At 62.6% G+C, this 21,682-nt stretch carries 18 protein-coding genes; 5 read left to right on the forward strand and 13 right to left on the reverse strand.

All coding sequences use genetic code 11. From position 1 onward, the window contains the following. Window positions 1–3: 3 nt before the first annotated feature. The 8 genes from OKC43_RS15745 to argS all read right to left on the reverse strand — a co-directional run bounded on the left by OKC43_RS15745 (window position 4) and on the right by argS (window position 9,461). On the reverse strand, window positions 4–1,113 hold the full coding sequence (locus OKC43_RS15745) for an ABC transporter permease (protein WP_236272185.1): 1,110 nt from the start codon (window positions 1,111–1,113) through the stop codon (window positions 4–6). Next, entirely contained in the window at window positions 1,110–2,879 is a 1,770-nt protein-coding gene (locus OKC43_RS15750; RefSeq protein WP_236272186.1) for an ATP-binding cassette domain-containing protein, read from the reverse strand. Before OKC43_RS15750 ends, OKC43_RS15745 begins: the two co-directional genes overlap by 4 nt. After that, window positions 2,876–3,844, reverse strand: a complete 969-nt coding sequence (gene hlyD, locus OKC43_RS15755; protein WP_236272187.1) for a secretion protein HlyD — start codon at window positions 3,842–3,844, stop codon at window positions 2,876–2,878. The genes OKC43_RS15750 and hlyD overlap by 4 nt, the downstream gene beginning before the upstream one ends. Continuing rightward, on the reverse strand, window positions 3,841–4,482 hold the full coding sequence (locus tag OKC43_RS15760; protein WP_236272188.1) for a TetR/AcrR family transcriptional regulator: 642 nt from the start codon (window positions 4,480–4,482) through the stop codon (window positions 3,841–3,843). Before OKC43_RS15760 ends, hlyD begins: the two co-directional genes overlap by 4 nt. A gap of 269 nt (window positions 4,483–4,751) precedes the next feature. Further along, window positions 4,752–6,080, reverse strand: a complete 1,329-nt coding sequence (hslU, locus tag OKC43_RS15765; protein ID WP_005340773.1) for an HslU--HslV peptidase ATPase subunit — start codon at window positions 6,078–6,080, stop codon at window positions 4,752–4,754. Window positions 6,081–6,145: 65 nt separating this feature from the next. After that, on the reverse strand, window positions 6,146–6,679 hold the full coding sequence (gene hslV, locus OKC43_RS15770) for an ATP-dependent protease subunit HslV (protein WP_005342555.1): 534 nt from the start codon (window positions 6,677–6,679) through the stop codon (window positions 6,146–6,148). Between the two features lie 187 nt (window positions 6,680–6,866). Then, window positions 6,867–7,712, reverse strand: coding sequence for an SPOR domain-containing protein (locus OKC43_RS15775; protein ID WP_005340771.1), 846 nt, complete (start codon window positions 7,710–7,712; stop codon window positions 6,867–6,869). 3 nt (window positions 7,713–7,715) lie between these two features. Continuing rightward, window positions 7,716–9,461: an arginine--tRNA ligase gene (argS, locus tag OKC43_RS15780; RefSeq protein WP_005355547.1), complete on the reverse strand. Its 1,746-nt coding sequence runs from the start codon at window positions 9,459–9,461 to the stop codon at window positions 7,716–7,718. Window positions 9,462–9,771: 310 nt separating this feature from the next. Between argS and OKC43_RS15785 the strand changes: the two genes are divergently transcribed. From OKC43_RS15785 to OKC43_RS15795, 3 genes are all read left to right on the forward strand, one after another. After that, window positions 9,772–10,338: an LON peptidase substrate-binding domain-containing protein gene (locus OKC43_RS15785; RefSeq protein WP_236272189.1), complete on the forward strand. Its 567-nt coding sequence runs from the start codon at window positions 9,772–9,774 to the stop codon at window positions 10,336–10,338. Between the two features lie 140 nt (window positions 10,339–10,478). Next, entirely contained in the window at window positions 10,479–11,048 is a 570-nt protein-coding gene (locus OKC43_RS15790) for a sigma-70 family RNA polymerase sigma factor (RefSeq protein ID WP_005355542.1), read from the forward strand. Next, a complete protein-coding gene (locus OKC43_RS15795) occupies window positions 11,041–11,736 on the forward strand; it encodes a ChrR family anti-sigma-E factor (protein WP_043821472.1) in 696 nt (231 codons plus the stop codon). Before OKC43_RS15790 ends, OKC43_RS15795 begins: the two co-directional genes overlap by 8 nt. Window positions 11,737–11,798: 62 nt before the next feature. Here OKC43_RS15795 and bacA read toward each other — a convergent pair whose 3' ends face one another. From bacA to galE, 5 genes are all read right to left on the reverse strand, one after another. Further along, window positions 11,799–12,614 (reverse strand): undecaprenyl-diphosphate phosphatase, encoded by an 816-nt coding sequence (bacA, locus tag OKC43_RS15800; RefSeq protein ID WP_159142725.1) that lies wholly within the window; start codon window positions 12,612–12,614, stop codon window positions 11,799–11,801. A gap of 115 nt (window positions 12,615–12,729) precedes the next feature. Beyond that, window positions 12,730–13,719 (reverse strand): galactose-1-epimerase, encoded by a 990-nt coding sequence (gene galM, locus OKC43_RS15805; RefSeq protein WP_139459622.1) that lies wholly within the window; start codon window positions 13,717–13,719, stop codon window positions 12,730–12,732. Then, a complete protein-coding gene (galK, locus tag OKC43_RS15810; protein ID WP_236272190.1) occupies window positions 13,716–14,864 on the reverse strand; it encodes a galactokinase in 1,149 nt (382 codons plus the stop codon). Before galK ends, galM begins: the two co-directional genes overlap by 4 nt. Beyond that, window positions 14,861–15,919 carry a UDP-glucose--hexose-1-phosphate uridylyltransferase gene (locus OKC43_RS15815; protein ID WP_236272191.1) on the reverse strand — a complete coding sequence of 353 codons (1,059 nt, stop codon included), beginning with the start codon at window positions 15,917–15,919 and terminating at the stop codon, window positions 14,861–14,863. Before OKC43_RS15815 ends, galK begins: the two co-directional genes overlap by 4 nt. Window positions 15,920–15,979: 60 nt before the next feature. Beyond that, window positions 15,980–16,993 carry a UDP-glucose 4-epimerase GalE gene (gene galE, locus OKC43_RS15820; protein WP_236272192.1) on the reverse strand — a complete coding sequence of 338 codons (1,014 nt, stop codon included), beginning with the start codon at window positions 16,991–16,993 and terminating at the stop codon, window positions 15,980–15,982. 201 nt (window positions 16,994–17,194) lie between these two features. On the opposite strand from galE, the gene OKC43_RS15825 reads away from it, so the two are divergent. Together OKC43_RS15825 and OKC43_RS15830 are read left to right on the forward strand one after the other, a co-directional pair. Continuing rightward, the gene (locus OKC43_RS15825) at window positions 17,195–18,202 is read left to right on the forward strand and encodes a substrate-binding domain-containing protein (RefSeq protein WP_041915397.1); all 1,008 of its coding nucleotides are present in this window, start codon (window positions 17,195–17,197) and stop codon (window positions 18,200–18,202) included. A 189-nt stretch (window positions 18,203–18,391) separates the two neighbouring features. Continuing rightward, a complete protein-coding gene (locus tag OKC43_RS15830; protein ID WP_236272193.1) occupies window positions 18,392–21,451 on the forward strand; it encodes a beta-galactosidase in 3,060 nt (1,019 codons plus the stop codon). The last annotated feature ends 231 nt before the right edge of the window (window positions 21,452–21,682 follow it).

The following is a 21,682-nucleotide window of genomic DNA, read 5'->3' on the forward strand; positions in this document are numbered from 1 at the left end:
GGGTTACTCCAGAGTGCGCCGCGTCTTGCGGGCGGTCAGGGCCAGCCAGAAACCGGCCAGCAGCAGCAGACAGAAACCGTTGACCAGCAGGATCGAGAAGACGCTACCCGCCTGATAGAGGGTCTGCAAGGAGCTTGCGAAGTAACGGGCCGGAATGAGGTGGGTGATGGCCCGCAGTAGCGGCGGCATGCTGGCGATCTCGAACACGAAACCCGACAGCATCACGGCTGGCAGAAAGGCGGCGATCAGCGCCGCCTGCGCGGCATTGAACTGGCTGCGCATCACGGTGGAGAGGAACAGCCCGAGTCCAAGGGCGCTGCCGAGAAAGACGCTGGTGACCAGAAAGAGCAGCAGCAGGGAGCCGCGCCACGGCACCGCCATCACCGCCACCGAGAAGAGCAGGCAGAGCAGCATGCCGATGATGCCGAGGCCATAGTAGGGCAACAGTTTGGAGAGCAGCAGCTCCCCCTTGGTGACCGGGGTGGCGAGCAGCGCCTCCATGGTGCCGCGCTCCCACTCCCGCGCCACCACCAGCGAGGTGAGCAGGGCGCCTATGATGGTCATCACCACCGCAATGGAGCCCGGCACCAGAAAGTTGCGGCTCACCAGCGCCGGATTGAACCAGGCGCGGCTCTCTATCGACACCGGCATGGCGACCCCCTCGCCAGCGAGCCATCCCTGCCAGATCCCCTGCACATAGTTGGTGACGAAGTTGGCGGTGTTGGGCTCTGAGCCGTCGGTCAGCAGCAGCGCCTGCGGCGTGCCATTGCCCTGACCGGCCAGCGCGCGGGAGAAGCCGTCATCGATCACCAGCAGGCCGCGGATCTCGCCACGGGCCAGACTGGCGAGCAGGGACGCCTTGCTCGGCCCGCTGTGGATCTCCAGTGCGGTAGAGCCGCGCAGGGCCTGCTCCAGCCGCACCGCCGGGGCGCCACTGTCGGTGCGCCAGATGCCGAGGCGCAGATGGTCCACATCCAGATTGATGGCGTAACCCATCACCACCAGCAGCACCACCGGCATGATGAAGGCGATGAGGATGCTGCTCGGGTCACGGACGATTTGCAGCGTCTCCTTGCGGCAGAGGGCCAGCAGTCGCCGACGGTTGATGCTCATGCGTCCTCCTCGCTGGCCCGCTCGACCAGGGTGATAAAGGCCTCTTCCATTGTTGGCAAAGAACAGGTCGGCAAGGAACCGGTTGGCAAAGAGGTCGCCGCCTCTTTGGCCGCCAGCCCCTTGAGATCGTCCGGGGTGCCGAGGGCCAGCAGCTTGCCGCGATAGATGAGAGCAATGCGGTCGCAATACTCCGCCTCATCCATAAAGTGGGTGGTGACCAGCACGGTGACGCCGTGGTCGGCCAGCGCGTTGATGTGCGACCAGAACTCGCGACGGGTTACCGGATCGACCCCGGAGGTGGGCTCGTCGAGAAACAGCAGCGGCGGTTCGTGCAGCAGGGCGCAGGCGAGTGAAAGACGCTGGCGCAGGCCGAGCGGCAGGGATTCCGCCTTCTGATCGAGCCAGGGGGTGAGGGCAAAGGCAGTCACCATGGCGTCGATCCGCGTCTGCTGGTGGCGGCCGAACAGGCCGTAGATACCGGCGAAGAAGGAGAGGTTCTGGGCCACGGTGAGCTGCTTGTAGAGGGAGAACTTCTGCGCCATGTAGCCGAGGCGCTGGCGCGCCGCCGAGGGGCTGTGGGCCAGATCGATGCCGGTCACCAGCGCCTGCCCCTCGCTCGGGCGCAGCAGGCCGCACTCCATCTTGAAGGTGGTGGACTTGCCCGCCCCGTTGGGGCCGAGCAGGCCGAAGATCTCGCCGCGGCGCACCGCAAAGCTGACATCATCGGTGGCGGCAAAATCGCCGAAGCGTTTGGTGAGGTGGCGCGCCTCGATCACCGCCTCGGGGGAGACCCCCTGTGGCAGTTCTGCTTCGCGCATCCCGGCCGCCAGACTCGACTCTCCGCCGGGGCCGCCGCCGAGCAGGTCGATAAAGGCATCCTCCAGCCTAGGCTGGGCCGGTTGAAAGGCGCCGTTGGTCAATTGCAGCTCCGCCAGCGGCGGGGGCATCATGCCCGGGTACAGCAGCAGGCGAACCCGCTCCCCCGCCACAGCGCCATCCATCACTGCCGGGTGAGCCAGCGCCCGGCGCAGCAGGGCGCGCCGCTCGCGGCCATCCAGTTGCCCTGCCTCCAGCAGCCAGCAGCGGCTGGCCACGGCCCCCATCAGATCGGCTGGCGTGCCGCTGGTACGCACCTCGCCATCTGCCATCAGCAGCACGTGGTCGCACAGTTCCGCCTCATCGAGATAGGCGGTACTCCAGAGCACCGTCATCCCCCCCTTGGCCAGCTCGCGCACCATCTGCCAGAGGGCGCGGCGGGAGATGGGATCGACCCCGACCCCCGGTTCGTCGAGCAGCAGCACATCCGGGGTGCCGAGCAGGGCGCAGGCCAGCCCGAGTTTCTGCTTCATCCCGCCAGAGAGCTTGCCCGCCGGTCGTGCGGTGAAGCGGGCAAGATCGGTGAAGGCGAGCAGCCGCGCGAAGGTGGGCGTGCGCTCCGGCTCCAGTACGCCGCGCAAGTCAGCGTAGAGGGTGAGGTTCTCCAGCACGCTGAGATCCTCGTAGAGGCCGAACTGCTGGGGCATGTAGCCGAGGCGCTGGCGCAGCAGATCCCCCTCGCTTACCGGATCCAGCCCCAGCACCCGGATGGTGCCCGCTTCCGGGATCAGCAGACCGGCCAGCAGGCGTAGCAAAGTGCTCTTGCCGGCGCCGTCGGGGCCGACCAGCCCGGTGATGCCGCCAGCCGGAATGGTGGCCGAGATGGCGTTGAGGGCGACCCGCTCGCCAAAGCGTTTGGTGAGTCCCTCAAGGGAGATGGCGCAGCTCATAGCGCCAGCCTGACGGTGACCGGCATCCCTTGGCGCAGGGCCGGGTCGGGGTCCTGCACCACGATACGCAGCCGGTAGACGAGGTGAGTGCGCAAGTCAGGCGTCTCCACCGATTTCGGGGTGAACTCGGCGGTCGGCGAGACAAATCCCACCACCCCGTGATAGGGCTGATCCGGCCGCGAGTCGGTGGTGAGGGTCACTTTGGCGCCGCTCGGGAAGTGGCCGAGCCAGGGCTCCTCCACATAGGCGCGCACCCAGACTGGCGTGGTCAGGGAGAGGTTGAAGGCGGTCGCTCCGCTCTGCACCATGCTGCCATTCTCGATGGCGCGGCTGATGATGATGCTGTCGCTGGGGGCGGTCAGGCTGGCATCCGCCAGTGCCAGTTCGGCACTGGCGAGCGCCGCTTTGGCCCCTTCCAGCTGGGCATCGGACTGGGCGATTTCCTCCGGGCGGTAGCCGGTTTCGAGCTGGGCGAGCTGTTCGCGGGCGGAGCGTACCTGCGCCCGGGTCTGATCCCGCTGGGAGCGGGCGGTATCGAGCTGACCGCGGGAGATGGCGCCGGTGGCTGCCAATGCGCTCTGGCGGCGCCACTGCTGGTCGGCCTCCAGCGCAGCGGCTTCGGCGGCGGCCAGTGCGGCCCGGGCGCGGTCGGTCTCTTCGCTGCGATAGCCTTTGTGGATCAAGGTGTTGGCGGCCGTGAGCGCAGCCAGATTGGCGCGGGCGCTGTCGCGGCTATGGGTGAGGGGAACCGGATCGAGGCGGGCCAGCAGTTGACCGGCTTTTACCCTATCCCCCTCATCGACCAGCACCTGTTCGACGCGGCCGCCGACCCGAAAGGCCAGATTGACGTCGCGAATATCGACGTTGCCGTAGAGGATGGAGCCGTCGGCGGGTCGCCCCTGCCACCAGAGGTAGCCACCGATAACGGTTAGCAGCAGGGCCAGGATTGCAATGCGTTGTTTCATGCCGCTTTTCCTTCTTTCATATCGGTGGGGCGCAGGCCGCGCAGGGCCCATACCAGCCGTTGTCTGGCGGCCTCGGGGTTGTCTATCTGGCTGAGAAAGGGGGCGGCCTGTTCGGGCAGCCAGCCGAGTTGGCGACCGCTGCCGGCGATCACCAGCGGCAGGCCGACCGACCCCATGATGAAGATCATCAGCTGGAGCGGGTGACCCGCGACCAACGAACCTTCCGCCTGTGCCATCCGTACCTGTTCGATCAACAGCAGGGGGTGGCGGCGCGGCAGGCTGAGCAGAAAACGCTGGGCCGCCCCTTCGCCTGCCAGCGCATCGCCAAACAGGTGGTTGATAAAGCCGCGCTGGCGCGCCACCAGCCCGATCAGCGCCTCCATGGTCGCCTCGAACATGGCGATGGCAGAGGGGTAGGAACCTTTGGCTGCCACCGATTTGAGCTCGTCATAGAGGGGGGCGTACCAGAGCTCCACCAGCTCGTCGATAAAGGCGTCGCGGTTACCGAAGTGGTAGACGAAAGAGCCAAGGTTCACCTCGGCCGCAGCCGCCAGCTCGCGCACCGTCAGGCCGCGCAGCCCCTTCTCGGTGGCGATGGCGAGGCCGGTATCGAGCAGTTTTTGCCGGGTAGGATTCATCTGTCGGGTTCCTGTTGCGCAGATTTCGATCTGATTTATACGTATGTATAAATCAATCACACAGAAGTTGATAGATCTTTTTTTGAGCAGATTTCAGCAGGGATGAAAAACGGCGGGCGTTCGAAAGAGATGGTTTTAAAACGTCTTTTGATTGAATTGGTTGCCGCAGATAAGGGCCAGAGTCCGGGCGACGGAGACGGAATGAAATGGGCGGTGGAGAAATAAAAACGCCTCCACAAGGGAGGCGTTTTCAGGTCCATCGATCGCGCTTACAGAATAAAGCGGCTCAGATCTTCATCCTCGACAAGCGCACCGAGGTGGGCGTTGACGTAGTCGGTGTCGATGACAAAGGTCTCGCCGGACTTCTCGGAGGCGTCGTAGGAGATGTCTTCCATCAGGCGCTCCATCACGGTGTGCAGACGACGGGCACCGATGTTCTCGGTACGCTCGTTGACCTGCCAGGCCGCTTCGGCCAGACGGCGGATGCCATCCTTGGTGAACTCGATGTTGACCCCTTCGGTGGCCATCAGCGCCTTGTACTGATCGGTCAGGGAGGCGTTCGGTTCGGTCAGGATGCGCTCGAAGTCATCGGTGGTCAGTGCGGTCAGCTCGACCCGGATCGGCAGACGGCCCTGCAGCTCGGGGATGAGGTCGGACGGCTTGGCGATCTGGAAGGCGCCGGAGGCGACAAACAGGATATGGTCGGTCTTGACCATGCCGTGCTTGGTGTTGACGGTGCAGCCCTCGACCAGCGGCAGCAGGTCGCGCTGTACCCCTTCACGGGAGACATCGGGGCCCGAGCTCTCGCCGCGCTTGCAGATCTTGTCGATCTCGTCGAGGAAGACGATGCCGTTGTTCTCGACCGCTGCGATCGCTTTCTGCTTCAGCTCTTCCGGATTGACCAGACGGGCCGCTTCCTCTTCGATCAGCGCCTTCATGGCCTCTTTGACCTTGATCTTGCGCTTCTTCTTCTGGTTCTGGCCCAGGTTCTGGAACAGTCCCTGCAGCTGGTTGGCCATCTCTTCCATGCCCGGCGGGGTCATGATTTCGACGCCCATCGGGGAGGCTGAGAGTTCCAGCTCGATCTCCTTGTCATCCAGCTGACCTTCCCGCAGTTTCTTGCGGAAGATCTGGCGGGTGTTGGAGTTGTCGGCTTTCTCTTCCTCACCCCAGGTGTTGCGCGGGTTAGGCAGCAGGGCGTCGAGGATGCGCTCTTCGGCGGCTTCCTCGGCGCGATATTTCATCTTCTCCATCTCGGTTTCGCGCACCAGCTTGATGGCGGCATCGGTCAGATCGCGGATGATACTGTCCACTTCCTTGCCGACATAGCCCACTTCGGTGAACTTGGTCGCTTCCACCTTGATGAAGGGGGCGTTGGCCAGCTTGGCCAGACGACGGGCAATCTCGGTCTTGCCGACACCGGTCGGGCCGATCATCAGGATGTTTTTCGGGGTCACTTCATGGCGCATCTCTTCGTTGAGTTGCATCCGGCGCCAGCGGTTGCGCAGGGCAACGGCAACGGCGCGCTTGGCATCGGCCTGACCAATGATGTGACGATCCAGCTCGTGGACGATTTCTCTCGGGGTCATCTCGGACATGATGGTGTTCCTGTATCCGGGGCGGGCAGTGCCACCCCTTGGGAAATTGGGTTTGGCTGGCGGCCTTATTTGGCGGCGTAGTCCAGCACTTCGATGGTGTGGTTGCCGTTGGTGAAGACGCAGATGTCGCCCGCAATCTTGAGGGACTTCTCGACAATGGTCCTGGCATCCAGCTCGGTGTTTTCCAGCAGCGCGATGGCGGCAGACTGGGCGAAGTTGCCACCGCTGCCGATGGCGATGAGATCGTGCTCCGGCTGTACCACGTCACCGTTGCCGGTGATGATGAAGGATTTGTGTTCGTCGGCCACGGCCAGCAGCGCTTCAAGGCGGCGCAGGGCGCGATCGGTGCGCCAATCTTTGGCCAGCGCCACGGCGGCGCGCTCCAGATTACCCTGATGGGCCTGCAGTTTTGCTTCGAAACGCTCGAGCAGGGTGAAGGCGTCGGCGGTACCGCCAGCGAAACCGGCCAGCACCTTGCCGTTATAGAGACGATGAACCTTGCGGGCGTTGCCCTTCATGACGGTGTTGCCAAGAGAGACCTGGCCATCGCCACCGATGACGACCTGACCGTTGCGGCGAACTGAAACTATGGTAGTCACTTTACTTACCTCGCTTGAGCCGAATGACGGCCTGACTGTGCATGGCAAGAAAGATGGGGATGGCAAACGGGCTTTTCAACCCTGCCTTTGGTCGGGATAAACGGGGTAGTAAAGAGCGTGGGTGCGAGTGACACCAAAAGAACAGGGCCGGGTGTTGCCACCCGGCCCTGCGTCATCGGTAAGCGGATTACCCTTTCTTGGGAATGCAGCCGCTGATGCCGGAGCTCTGCAGCTTGCTGTTGGCCGCGTCGGCGGCCGCCTTGCCGTTGAAGGGGCCCACCATCACCTTGTAGACGGTGCCGTTGGCGCCATTGATCACCTGCAGGCTGGAAGAGAGGCCGGCGGTGAAGGCGATACGCGCCTTGAGCGACTCTGCGGAATCCTGCGAGCGCAGGGCGGCGCACTGCATCATGTAGCGACCGCTGTCGGCGGCTGCGGTCTGGGCTGGCGGGGTCGCCGCTTTGGCCTTGGCCGCTTCGGCGCGCTCCCGTTCCAGCTCGGCACGGATCTCTCGCTCCATCCGTTCCCGTTCTGCCTTGCGGTCGATCACCTGCTCTTGCGCGCTGGCAACCGGTGCACCCGAGGTGGAAGGGGTGGTCGCCGGATTGGGCTGATAGGGCTTGGGCTGGCCGATGGGCGTTCCCGGTTGGGGAATGTCGGTCGGCACCGGCTGTGGCAGTTTTTCCGGTTGCAGGGTCATGGTATCTGCCGGTGGTGGCGGCAGCACACCCGGCTGGGTCGGCGGCTCTATGATATCGACCTGCTTGTTCTCAAGCCGTTCGATGTAGCTCCACTTCTCCTGAGGCAGCCCGTTATTCTGCGCTTTTGGCTTGTTGGCCTTTACCTGCTCCTCAATGGTGGGGGCATCGTTGCCCTTGCCATTGATCATGTAAAGGAAGCCACCAAAGCCTGCCAGCAGTGCCACGACCAGCAGCACTGGAATAACAGGAAAGCGGCGAGGGGCCGCTTTCTTGGTATTGCGGCCACCCGCCCGACGTCGCGGGCGGCTGCCGACATAATCCCGGGTTGCCATCTATTACATGCGCTCCAGGGTATGGATGCCCAGTACGCCGAGGCCCAGTTTCAGCACCTTGGCGGTGGCGGCGCACAGCAGCAGACGGCTCTGACGGGTCGCTTCGTCCACGCCATCCTTGTTGATCGGACAGGCTTCGTAGAAGGTCATGAAGTTGCCGGACAACTCGTACAGGTAGGTACAGAGCAGGTGCGGCATGCCTTTGTCGGCCACGCCGTTGACCGCGTCGGAGAACTGGATCAGCTTCTGGGCCAGCACCTCTTCGGCCTCTTCGTTCAGGGTCACGTTGCCGGTCAGCGTCTCGGCATCGATGTTGGCCTTGCGGAAGATGGACTGGATACGGGTGTAGGCGTACTGCAGGTAAGGGGCAGTGTTGCCTTCAAACGACAGCATCAGATCCCAGTCGAAGATGTAGTCGGTAGTACGGTTCTTGGAGAGATCCGCATACTTGACCGCGCCCATGGCGATGGCGTTGACCACGTTGGCCTTCTCTTCGGCAGAGAGGTCGCTGTTGCGGCTCTCCAGCAGGGCGGCGGCGCGCTCTTCGGCCTCGTTCAGCAGGTCAACCAGCTTGACGGTGCCACCGGAACGGGTCTTGTAGGGACGACCATCCTTGCCCAGCATCATGCCGAAGGCGTGGTGCTCGAGGGGGACGGATTCCGGCACATAGCCCGCCTTGCGGGTGATGGTCCAGGCCTGCATCAGGTGCTGGTGCTGACGGGAATCGATGAAGTACATGACACGGTCGGCGCCCAGGGTTTCATAACGGTATTTGGCACAGGCGATGTCGGTGGTGGTGTAGAGGAAACCGCCATCGCTCTTCTGGATGATGACGCCCATGGCCTCGCCATCCTTGTTCTTGAACTCGTCCAGGAAAACAACGGTAGCGCCTTCGCTCTCGACTGCCAGCCCCTTGGCTTTCAGGTCTGCAACGATCTCCGGCAGCATGTCGTTGTACATGGACTCGCCCATGATGTCCTTGTTGGTCAGGGAGACATTCAGGCGGTCGTAGTTGATCTGGTTCTGTTCCATGGTCATGTCGACCAGCTTCTTCCACATGGTACGGCAGTACTCATCGCCGCCCTGCAGCTTGACCACGTAATTACGGGCGCGCTCGGCGAAGGCTTCGTCTTCGTCGTAGCAACGCTTGGCCTGGGTGTAGAAGGCTTCCAGATCCTTGAGCGCCATGTCGCTGGCGTGTTCGTTGGACATCTTCTCCAGATAGGCGATCAGCATGCCGAACTGGGTACCCCAGTCACCGATGTGGTTGGCGCGGATCACTTTGTGGCCGAGGAACTCCAGCGCGCGCGCAGCCACGTCACCGAGTACGGTGGAGCGGATGTGGTGCACCGCCATCTCTTTGGCCACGTTGGGGGCGGAGTAGTCCACCACCACGGTTTGTGGCGCGGGCAACCGTACGTTGGCGTTGGCAGAGGTCACCATGGCCTCGACCTGACCGGCCAGCCAGCGCTGGTCAAAGAAGAAGTTGATGAAGCCGGGGCCGGCGATCTCGACCTTGGCGATCAGGTCGGAGGCGGGCAGGTGCTCGATGATGGCAGCCGCCAGCTCACGGGGATTCTTGCGGGCCGGTTTGGCCAGCAGCATGGCCAGGTTGGTAGCCAGGTCGCCGTGAGCTTTTTCCTTGCATCGGTCTACTTGCACGCGGGCTTCCAGGTCCGCCGGCAGGACGCCTGCTGACTTGAGATTGGCTACCGTTTGTTCAAGTAGATGATGAATATGCTCTTTCATAACTGACCACCAAGGTTGCGCGTCGAAAAATGACTGATATATAAGGGCGTGAATTTTACCCGCATCGGCCCGAGAAAACTATAGGGATGACCCGCCGCTCGCTGTCGGGCGGATATTTCACTGCGTTTGGCACCATATTCCAGAATATTGGGCGGAAATTACGGTGCTTATCCATTTCTACTGCATATCGAAGCGGCTTGTCCAGGCTATTTTCCCCTGATTGTTAAGGGTTTTTCCTTTCCGCTGACGGGAATGATCTCCTCCCTCTGGCCCGGCGTATCAACAGAGGTTCCCAACCGAGGAGTTTGCGATGCGACTGGCGCTGTTTCCCCTATCTGCCCACCTGCTGCCCGGCGGCATCATGCCGCTGCGGATCTTCGAACCGAGATACCAGCGGATGATTGCCGAGGCGGGGGAGTACGGCTTTGCCCTCTGCATGGTGGACCCTCGTCAGCCCGACGCCCTGCGCAACATGCTGCCCATCGCCACCCGGGTCACCATCATCGATTTCGACCGGCTGCCGGACGGCATGCTGGGGATCACGGTGCAGGGGATGGAGCGGGTGCAGATAGAGGATCTGTGGCAGGAGCCCGATGGCCTGCGTATCGGCGAGGTGACGCCGCTGACGGCCTGGCCGCCCCGCCGGCTCCATCCCGATCAGCAACCGCTGGTCGAGGCATTGCGGGAGGTGTTTGCCGACTATCCCGACTATGCCGCCCTCTATCCCGCCCCCTGCTGGGACGATGGCAACTGGGTGGCCCAGCGTTGGCTGGAGGTGCTGCCGATCCCCCCTGAACAGAAACAACTGCTGCTGGCCGCCGCCGACAATCAGCCCGCCATCGCCCTGCTCAAGGGGGTGCTGGTGGCCAGCCACTGATTTTTTCTGACCCGCTGATCTGCCAGCGCCGCAGCGCCGTACAAGTCATCACCACAGCATGTTCGACAGCACACCAAAGGGATGGCGCAATGGCATATACTGGCCAACCACACTCGACCATACGCAGGACCTCGCCCGTGATGGATAACCCGGATGGCGATCTCAAATCTCTGCTGATCAGGGTGGCAGAGCAGGCCGACAAGGCTGCTTTTGCCCGCCTGTTCCAACACTTTGCGCCGCGTATTCGCAGCTACGGCCTGCGCCACCTCGGCAGCGAAGCCAACGCCATGGAACTGGTGCAGGAGACCATGCTGCTGGTGTGGCAGAAGGCGCGCCTCTACCACCCCGAGAAGGGAGCGCCGACCACCTGGATCTACACCGTGATGCGCAACCAGTGCTTCGACATGCTGCGCCGTCGTCGCGCCAGCAAGGAGGATCTCTGTGCCGAGGAGCTGTGGCCGGTGCTGGAGTTTCAGGCCGAAGAGGAGCACCTGAGCGGTGGTGAGGATGCGGTGCTGACTCGTCAGATGGCCCACTATCTGGGCACCCTGCCGGAGCCGCAACAGCAGGTGGTGCGCGGCATCTATCTGCAGGAGTTCTCCCAGCAGGAGCTGGCGGAGCGACTCGGCGTGCCGCTCGGCACCATCAAGTCCCGCCTCCGGCTGGCGTTACAGAAATTGAAAGAGCAAGTGGAGCAAGGCCATGATTAAAGCCCATCCGACCGACCCTATGCTGCGTGCCTTCGCCGCCGACGAGCTCCCTCTGCCGCTGGCGGTGGGGCTCTCCGCCCACTGTGAACTCTGCCCCGATTGTGCTGCCCGACTGAAGACATTCGAAGAGGAGTTGGCGCAGCAATATCTTGCCTCGCCAGCAGAGCCCGAGCTGGACTCCCGCGATGAAGCGGGACTGGACGCCGGGTTCGACGCCATGCTGGCGGAGATTCTGGCGCAGCCGCTGGCAGAGCCCTTCTCCGAGCCAACATATGACCAGCCCCGAGCCCAGCCCGGCGAGCTGGAGGTGGCCGGTCAGGCCTACCGTTTGCCGCGGGTGCTGGCCCGCTACCGTTCGCCCAAGTGGCGCCATATCGGGGCTATTCGTCAGCAGAGTCTGCCGCTGGACGAGATGGGGGCGCGCGCCAGCTTGCTCCATATCGAAGCGGGCGGCCGCATCCCCGAGCACACCCATCAGGGTTATGAGCTGACCCTGCTGCTGGCGGGCAATATTCAGGATGGCGATACCCTTTACAAGGCGGGGGATTTCATCTGGCGTGATGCCAGCCACTCACACAGTCCGCATACGCCCGATGGCTGCCTCTGCTACACGGTGCAGGATGCGCCGGTGCAGTTCACCAAGGGGTTGTCGCGGCTGCTGAACGGCATCAGCCAGCACCTCTACTGAGCACCATGACGCCATAGAAAAAGGGACCAAGTTGGTCCCTTTTGTCATTCCATGGCTGTCGGTCAGGCGACAAACACCAGATAGACGGCGAATGCCACGATAAAGCGGTAGATGGCGAACGGGATAAAGTCGATGCGGCGGATCAATGTCAGGAAGGTCTTGATCGCAAACATCGCTACCACGAAGGCGGTGATAAAGCCCACTGCAAACATCGGGAAGTCGGCCATCGAGAGGAAATCGCGGCTCTTGTAGAGATCCAGCCCGCTGGCCGCCACCATCATGGGCACTGCCATGATGAAGGAGAACTCGGCGGCGGCGTGACGGCTGATCCCCATCAGCATGCCACCACTGATGGTGGCGCCGGAGCGGGAGAAGCCGGGCCACAGGGCCAGACACTGGAACAGACCGATGCCGAACGCCTGTTTGTAGCTGATGTCATCCAGGGTTTCGGCTGTGACGGCCGGGCGAAACTTTTCGGCGATGATCAGCAGGATGCCCCCCGCGACCAGCGCGTACATGACGGTCTGCGGGCCAAACAGGTTGGCCTTGATCCAGCTGTGGATGGCCAGACCGACCACGATGGCGGGCAGCATGCCGAGGATGACGTGGATCAGCGACAGGGTGGCATGGCCCGGTTCCGGCTTCTGGCCGAAGTGGATGCCAATCAGGCCAAACAGGCGGCGCCAGAAGACGGCGACCACGGCGAGGATGGAGCCAAGCTGGATCACCACTTCGAAAGTGGCAGCCTTGGGCCCTTCAAAGCCCAGCAGATGGCCGACGATAATCATGTGGCCGGTGGAGGAGACGGGGAGGAACTCGGTCAGCCCCTCGACGACGCCCAGAATAAAGGCGACCAGCAGGCTATAAGTGTCAGTCATCGAACAAACAATCCTTAACTTCGTTGATGTAAAAACGCCCCGAAAGGGTCTCGGGGCGGCATATCTTGCTCGATTGTGACTGCTGAGGCTATGTAAAAATCATGAATTCTTTAAGTTAGTCGCGGATAAAGCGGTAGCGGGTCTGGTGATGATAACGCTCGCCAGGCAGCAGCCAGGGGTTGCCCAGCTCGGGGCGATTGGGGCTGTCCGGTAGCTGTTGCGCCTCAAGACAGAAGCCGTCGTGATCCCGGTGCGACAGGTCGCTGCGGTTTGGGGTGTTGGCCAGCCAGTTGCCGGTGTAAAACTGCAGCGAGGGTTGGTTGGTGTAGACCTCCATCGCCAGCTGCCTGTCCCCTGACACCACGCGAGCAGCCCACACTTGCGTTGGGCCGTTGAGCACAAAGGCATGATCGTACCCCTTGGCTTGTTGCTGCTGGGGATGACTCAGCCAATCCTGCCCGACAAGGCGCTCTTGGCGCAGATCGAATGGCCCCTCCACCGGAGTGATGGTGATCGGCAAACCGCTCGGGTCGGTCGGCAGGAAGTGGTCGGCATTGATGCTGATGAGGTGGTCACGGACATCTTCGCCATCGGTTTGCCCATCGAGATTGAAGTAGGCGTGGCTGGTGAGGCTGACCGGCGTAGCGGCATCCGTGCTGGCGATGAAATCCACCACCAGATCGCTCTGCTCCAGCCGGTACTCCAGGGTGACCCGCAGATTGCCGGGAAAGCCCTGATCCCCCGCCCGGGAGAGCAACGCCAGCTTGACCCGATCCGCCTCCAGCTCCCTGATTTGCCAGCGCTGGCGATGAAAGCCAGCCTGCCCGCCGTGCAGACAGTTGGGTGCCTGATTGGCATTCAGCGGCCAGTGCTGTCCATCACGCACCAGCTCGGCACCGCCGATGCGGTTGGCGAAACGCCCGGCCACCGCACCCAGCCACACCTGCTGGGTGGGATAGGCGTCGTCGGCACAGCCCAGCAGCACTTCACGCCGTTTGCCCGCCACCAGCAGGGTGAGGGAGGTGAGGGTGGCGCCGAAGTCGAGGCCGCGCAGGCGCAGCCCCTCTTCATTTTCCAGCTCGAACGGGGTCATGGCGCTGCTCATAGCTTGCCTGCACCGGCGCTGGCAGAGCAGACGTAGCAGTCGGCCTTGAGGCCGGAGAGGGCCGGATACTCCGCCTCGACGGCGGCAATCACCTCGGCCACTTTCTCGGGACGCAGCAGGGCGACCACGCAGCCGCCGAAGCCGCCGCCGGTCATCCGCACGCCGCCATCTGTGCCGATCCTGGCCTTGATGATCTCCACCAGACCGTCGATGGCGGGCACTGTGATCTCGAAGTCATCGCGCATGGCGGCGTGCGACTCGGCCATCAGCTCACCGAGACGGGTCAGGTCGTGGCTGGCCAGCGCATCGGCGGCCGCCAGGGTGCGGGCGTTTTCCCCTACGATGTGGCGGGCACGGCGGTAGCAGGCCTCATCCAGCCCGGCCTTGCCCGCTTCCAGTCCGGCCAGATCGAGATCGCGCAGCGCCTTGACCCCGTAGTGACGGGCGGCCGCTTCACACTGCTGGCGACGAGTGTTGTATTCGCTGTCTACCAGACCGCGGCGCACATTGGAGTTGACGATCAGCACCGCCAGATCCGCCGGCATGGGGATGAGGCGGGTCTCCAGCGAGCGGCAGTCGAGCAGCAGGGCATGATCCGTTTTGCCGCTGGCGGAGATCATCTGATCCATGATGCCGCAGTTGCAGCCGACGAACTTGTTCTCCGCCTGCTGGCCGTTGAGGGCGATCTCGGCCTGGCTGATGTCGAGCCTCAGCGCCTCTTTGAATGCCTGACCGATGGCTACTTCCAGCGAGGCGGAGGAGGAGAGCCCCGCCCCCTGCGGCACGTTGCCGGAGACCACCAGATCGAGGCCGCGCAGGGCATAGCCGCGCTCCTGCAGATACTTCACCACGCCGCGGATGTAGTCGCTCCAGCGCTGGCTGGGGTGGTGCTCGATGGGTTGGTCGAGGTCGAACAGGTCGCGCTGGTTGTCGTAGTCGGCGGCGATCACCTGCACTTGTCGGTCATCGCGCAGGCCGATGGCAACGCAGGTCTCGTAGTCGATGGCGCAGGGCAGCACGAAGCCGTCGTTGTAGTCGGTATGTTCACCGATGAGGTTGACGCGACCGGGGGCGCGCACCAGTAGATCGGGCGCTTTGGCAAATTGCTCGGCAAAAACGGTGCTGACGCGTTGGCTGGGGGTCATAGGGCCTCCTCATCGGTGTGGCTGGTCTGGTTGTAGTGAATGGGGCTCAGAGCACGCAGCCGCTCGGCAGCCTGCTCGGGGGTAAGGTCACGCTGGGTTTCGGCCAGCATCTCGAAGCCGACCATAAATTTGCGCACGGTGGCGGAGCGCAGCAGGGGCGGATAGAAGTGGGCGTGCAGCTGCCATGCCTCGGGGCAATCCGATTTGGGCGGCGCAAAGTGCCAGCCCATGGAGTAGGGGAAGCTGCACTCGAACAGGTTGTCGTAGCGGCTGGTGAGCTCCTTGAGCGCCACTGCCAGATCCTGTTGCTGGGTCTTGGTCAGGTTGAGTATGGAGGGGACGTGCGCCTTGGGCAGCAGCAGGGTTTCGAACGGCCAGGCGGCCCAGAAGGGGACCACTGCGAGCCAGTGCTCGGTCTCCACCACGATGCGCGAGCGATCCGCCAGCTCCCGCTCTACATACTCCAGCAGCATGGGGCGGCCGTGCTCGGCCAGCCAGCCGCGCTGGTGCTGCTCTTCGCGGGCGATCTCGTTGGGCAGGAAGTCGCTGCCCCAGATCTGGCCGTGGGGGTGCGGGTTGGAACAGCCCATGACGGCCCCTTTGTTTTCAAACACCTGCACCCACTGCCACTGGGCTGACAGTTCGGCGACCTGATCCATCCAGGTGGTGATCACCCCTTCGATGGCGGGCAGCGGCAGCTCGGGCAGGGTCTTGCCGTGATCCGGCGAGAAGCAGATGACCCGGCTGGTGCCGCGGGCGGCTTCCAGCTTCAGCAGGGGGTCGCCAGCGTTGTCGGCGGCCGGAGTATCCTGCATCAGGGCGGCGAAGTCGTTGGTAAAGACGAAGGTGCCCTGATAGTCGGGGTTGATGTCACCGGTGACCCGGGTATTTCCGGCGCAGAGGAAGCAGTCGGGATCGTGGGCCTGTTTGGGGGCCTGACTCACCTTCTCCACCTGTCCCTGCCAGGGGCGTTTGGCCCGATGGGGGGAGACCAGCACATACTGGCCGGTCAGCGGGTTGAAGCGGCGATGGGGATGATCGATGGGGTTGAACATCATCTCTCCTGAATAAGGTATTGAAAAATATGGTCATCTATTAACAGGGAGCAGGCAGGCCTACTCCTCGTAACCGTTCGGATTGGCGGATTGCCAGTGCCAGCTATCGGCGCACATGGCGTCGATGTTGCGGGTCGCCCGCCAGCCCAGCTCGCGCTCGGCCTTGGCCGGATCGGCCCAGCAGGCGGCGATGTCGCCCGGGCGACGCGGCTCGATGCGAAATGGCAACGGCTTGCCACAGGCAGCAGAGAAAGCGGCGACCAGCTGCAACACGCTCTGGCCCTCGCCGGTGCCCAGGTTGTAGGTGTGCACGCCACCCTTGCCGGCGCAGTGTTGCAGCGCCTTGACATGCCCTTCGGCGAGATCCATCACGTGGATGTAGTCGCGCACACCGGTGCCGTCCGGGGTGGGGTAATCGTTTCCAAAGACCGACAGGCAGTCGCGACGGCCGATGGCGACCTGGGTGATATAGGGCATCAGATTGTTGGGGATCCCCTGCGGGTCTTCACCCATGGTGCCCGATTCGTGGGCGCCGACCGGATTGAAGTAGCGCAGCAGGGTCATGCTCCAGTGGGGCTCGGCCAGCTGCAGATCCTCGAGGATCTCCTCGATGATCAGCTTGGAGCGACCGTAGGGGTTGGTTGCGCTGCGGGGGAAATCCTCGCGGATCGGCAGGCTGGCGGGATCGCCATAGACGGTGGCAGAGGAGCTGAACACCAGATTGTGCACCCCGGCCCGTTTCATCGCCTGCAGCAGGGTGAGGGTGCCGCCGAGGTTGTTCTCGTAGTAATCCAGTGGAATGCGAGTCGACTCACCGACCGCCTTGAGGGCGGAAAAGTGGATCACTGCGTCGATCTGCTGTTCGGCGAAGATCCGCTCCAGCAGGGCGGCATCGCGAATATCCCCTTGATAGAACAGGGGTTGCTGGCCGCTGATGGCGGCGACTCGAGTCAACACGCTGCGCTTGCTGTTGCCGAGGTTGTCGACCACCACGGGATTCATGCCTGCCGCTTGCAGGGCCAGACAGGTGTGGCTGCCGATATATCCGCAACCGCCGGTGACCAGAACGTTCATCTTGCTCTCCACTGAAAAGTGTCTGGAAGCAGTCTAGCCGAGGGTGTGGCGACCAAACTGTGAGCTTGCTTGCAAAATGGTGTAAACGATTACACTGTTTTTATGGTCATCCTGACGGCAGATATGCGTTTCACCCCTGTTTTCAATGGGTTTGCTGGGTATAATGGCGCTCTATTGCACAGTGAAAGAAGTGAAAACAGCATGAGCACCATCAAGGATGTCGCCCGTTTGGCCAATGTGTCGGTGGCAACGGTTTCACGGGTGATGAACAACTCCCCCAAGGCCAGTGCCGCGTCTCGCGAAGTGGTGCAGAAGGCCATGGCTGAACTGGGCTACACCCCCAACGCCAACGCGCGGGCACTGGTCAGCCAGACTTGCGACACCATGGGGGTAGTGGTCGGTGACGTGGCCGATCCCTTCTTCGGTGCACTGGTGAAGGGTGTCTCCGGCATCGCCGTCGAGCAGAACCTTCACCTGCTGATGGGTAACGGTTTTCACAAGGCGCGTCAGGAGCGTGAAGCGATCGAGCTGCTGATCGGCAAGCGCTGCGAGGCGTTGGTGGTGCACAGCAAGGCGCTGAGCGACGAGGAACTTTACGATTACGCCATGCGGGTGCCCGGTATGGTGCTGATCAACCGTGATATTCCTGCCCTCAAGGGGCGCTGCATCGCCCTCAACAACCGGCTGGGGGCGGCTACGGCGACTCGCCACTTGATCGAACTGGGCCACCGCCATATCGCCTTTATCAGCTCTGATCACGCCATCGAGGATGCCACCTTGCGTCTGCAGGGGTATCAGGATGGGCTGATGGAGGCTGGTCTGGCAGCCGATCCCGAGCTTATCGAGAGTGGCACCCCGAACGAGGAGGGGGGCGAGCGCGCCATGCTCAACCTGTTGGCCAAGGGGCTCAAGGTGACCGCCGTGGTTGCCTATAACGATGCCATGGCGGCGGGCGCCATCTCAGTGCTGGCCGACAACGGCCTGCGAGTGCCGGAGGAGGTCTCGGTAGTGGGCTTCGATGACATCATCTATGCCAGATACCTGAGGCCCAAGCTCTCCACCATGCGCTATCCCATCGAGCTGATGGCAGCCCAGGCGGCCAAGCTGGCCATTCAGCTGGCGGCGGGGGAGAGTGACGCGACCCAGAGCCGGATCTATACCCCCACCCTGATCAATCGCCACTCGGTGGCACCGGTTCGGGCCGGATAGCCCCCTTTTTAGGCCCTGTTCGGGGCCGTTTCTTGCACGGTTATTGTTTTACCTATTTTTAATCATTTTTACTCCGCTTTACTTAACAAAATCAGTGTAATCGTTTACATCTGTGTGAGCGAGATCGCCGTTCCCTGCGTCATACTTCTCTAGACTGAATACGTTTTCCAATCAGCAGGGAGAGAGTGAATGCTCAGGGAGATAGTGGCGCGTCAGGATTGGCAGACTCAGGCTATTACGTCGGTAAACCGGCTGGCAGCCCATACCCCCATGTTCAGCTGGCGCAGCGAAACGGATGCCAGGGGTGATCTGGCCTCTTCCTCCCGTCTCTTGCTCGATGGCGAGTGGCGCTTCTCCTTCTTTGCCGCTCCCGAATTGGTGCCCGAGAGCTGGCTGGCGCAGGATATGGTGGATGCCACTCCCATTACCGTACCGGGTAACTGGCAGCTGGATGCCGCCTATCCGGCCGCGCGGCCGCCCACCGATGGCCCCATCTATACCAATATCAAGTACCCCTTTCCTTGCGATCCGCCCCGAGTGCCAGCAGAGAACCCCACCGGTTGCTACTCACGCGAGTTCGAACTTCCTACCGACTGGCTGGCCAGTGGCCAGAGCCGGATCATCTTCGACGGGGTGAGCAGCGCCTTCTACCTCTTCTGCAACGGCCGCTGGGTCGGTTACTCCCAGGACAGCCGGCTGCCCGCCGAATTCGATCTGACTCCTTATCTGCAGAGCGGTCGCAACCGGTTGGCGGTGCTGGTACTGCGGTGGTCTGATGGCTCCTATCTGGAAGATCAGGATATGTGGTGGCTGTCGGGGATTTTCCGCTCCGTCAGCCTGTTGCACAAACCGTCCCGCCATCTGATGGATATGCGGGTGACCCCCGAGCTGGATGCCTGCTATCGGGATGGCCGTCTCAAGATTGCCCTGCAAGTCGCCAATGGGGCCGGTCTGTCGGTAGAGGCCAATCTCTATGACGGTAGCGAGCGGGTCGCGACCCTGCGCCAGCCGATAGGCACCCAAGCCATTGATGAGAAAGGGGCGTATGACGATCGTGCCGAGCTGTGGTTCGACGTGGTTGCGCCGCGCAAGTGGAGCGCCGAGACGCCCCATCTCTATCGCCTGACCCTGACCCTGCTCGACGAGCAGGGTCAGGTTATCGAGAGCGAGGCGTGCGATATGGGCTTTCGGGTGGTGGAGATCCGTGGCGGCCTGCTGCGAGTCAACGGTCAGCCGCTGCTTATTCGCGGTGCCAACCGTCACGAGCATCACCCTGCCAAGGGTTATGCCATTGATCGCGCCACCATGGAGCGGGATCTGCTGCTGATGAAGCGCCACAACTTCAATGCGGTGCGCTGCTCCCACTATCCCAACCACCCCGACTTCTATCGCCTGTGCGACCGGCTCGGTCTCTATGTGGTGGACGAGGCGAATCTGGAGACCCACGGCATGACTCCGATGGGGCGGCTGGCGCGGGATCCCGCCTGGAGCAACGCCTTTCTGGAACGGGCGACCCGCATGGTGGCACGGGATTTCAACCACCCCTCCATCATCATCTGGTCGCTCGGCAACGAGTCGGGTTACGGCCCAGTCCACGATGCCATGTATGGCTGGATCAAGCGCAGCGACCCGAGCCGTCCGGTGCAGTACGAGGGGGGCGGGGCCGATACCCCGGCCACTGACATCATCTGCCCCATGTATGCCAGAACCCATCAGGATCAGCCCTTCCCGGCGGTGCCCAAGTGGGCGCTGGCCAAGTGGATCGGCCTGCCCGGCGAGCACCGGCCGCTGATCCTCTGCGAATATGCCCACGCCATGGGCAACAGTCTCGGGGGCTACGCCCACTACTGGCAGGCGTTTCGCGATCATCCACGTCTGCAAGGCGGGTTTGTCTGGGATTGGGTCGATCAGGGGCTCGACAAATACACCGCTGATGGTCGCCACTACTGGGGCTATGGCGGCGATTTTGGTGATGTGCAAAACGATCGCCAGTTCTGCTGCAACGGCCTGCTGTTCCCGGATCGCACTCCCCATCCCGCCCTGTGCGAGGCGAAGCGTGCCCAGCAGCCGTTCCGCTTCACTCTGCTTGAGCACACCCCGCTGCGGGTGCGGATCGAGAGTGAATACCTGTTTCGGGAAACCGACAACGAGCGGCTTTGCTGGCAGCTGTGCGAGAACGGTCATGTGCAGCAGCAGGGGGAGGTTTCCCTCATGCTGGTGCCGCAAGGGGTGGTCGAGTTGACCCTGAGCGAGAGGCTGCCCCCCTTTGCGGCAGGCTCACTGACCTGGCTCGATCTGGCCATCGTGCAGCCACAGGCTACCCTGTGGTCGCAGGCGGATCACAAGGTCGCCCGCCAGCAGTTCACCCTGCCGAGCCCCCTTGCCCTGCCAGCGCCAGTCGCTGCCGCCACCCTGAGCGAGCAGCCGGATGGCTGGCGGATCACCGCCACAAACAGCCAGTGGCGGCTCGACAAGCTGAGCGGCCGTATCACCAGCTGGCAAAAATCGGGGCAGGAGCAGTTGCTGGCGCCGATCATTGATCACTTCTATCGCGCACCGCTCGACAACGACATCGGCACCAGCGAAGCGGATCACGCCGACCCCAACTCCTGGATTGCCCGCTGGCAGGCGTGTGGTCTCGGTCAGTGGCAGCACCGCTGTCTGGGGATCGCGGTCGTCGGAGGGGATATCCGGGTCAGTCATGGCTACTTCCACCGCGATGAGCTGCAGCTGGTGAGTCACTGGCATCACCGCTTTACCGACGATGGCGCTATGAGCCTGGAGATAGAGACCGAGCTGGCGCAGGCGCTGCCTTCGCTGCCGCGGATCGGCCTGCTGCTTCATCTGGCCGAGGTACCGGCGCGAGCCGAATGGCTGGGACGCGGCCCTCACGAGAACTATCCGGATCGCCTGCTGGGCGCCGATCTGGGGCGCTGGAGTTTGCCGCTGGAGGCGATGCACACCCCTTACATCTTCCCGAGTGACAACGGCTTGCGCTGCGATACTCGTCAGCTGCAGCTGGGCAGCACGACGGTGAGCGGCAGCTTCCATTTCAGTGCCAGCCGCTTCAGTCAGCAACAGCTGGCCGCTGCTCGTCACCAGAGCGATCTGGTGGCCGAAGAGGGATTGTGGGTCTGTCTCGATGGCGCCCACATGGGGGTGGGCGGGGATGACTCCTGGAGTCAGAGCGTGCGTCCCGAGTATCAACTGCTTGAGCGTCGTTACCGTTGGGGCTGCACTCTCTGTTAAGCCAGCTATTGAGGCGACGGCCTAGCCAGTGCGGCATTTTGACAACAGACCAGTAACGACTAGCCTCAATGCTGTGGGAAAGATTGAGTCTCAAATTTGATTTTTAGTTATATGTATTTGAAAAATAAATATAAAGTTTCAATGTAACAGAGTGTAAACGTTTTCATTTTGTCGTCATGATCACAGAAGAAATGACAACAAACTGATTACATTGATTGGCGCTTGCTCAAT

Source organism: Aeromonas sp. Y289-2 (assembly GCF_027705925.1).
GTDB lineage: Bacteria > Pseudomonadota > Gammaproteobacteria > Enterobacterales > Aeromonadaceae > Aeromonas > Aeromonas veronii.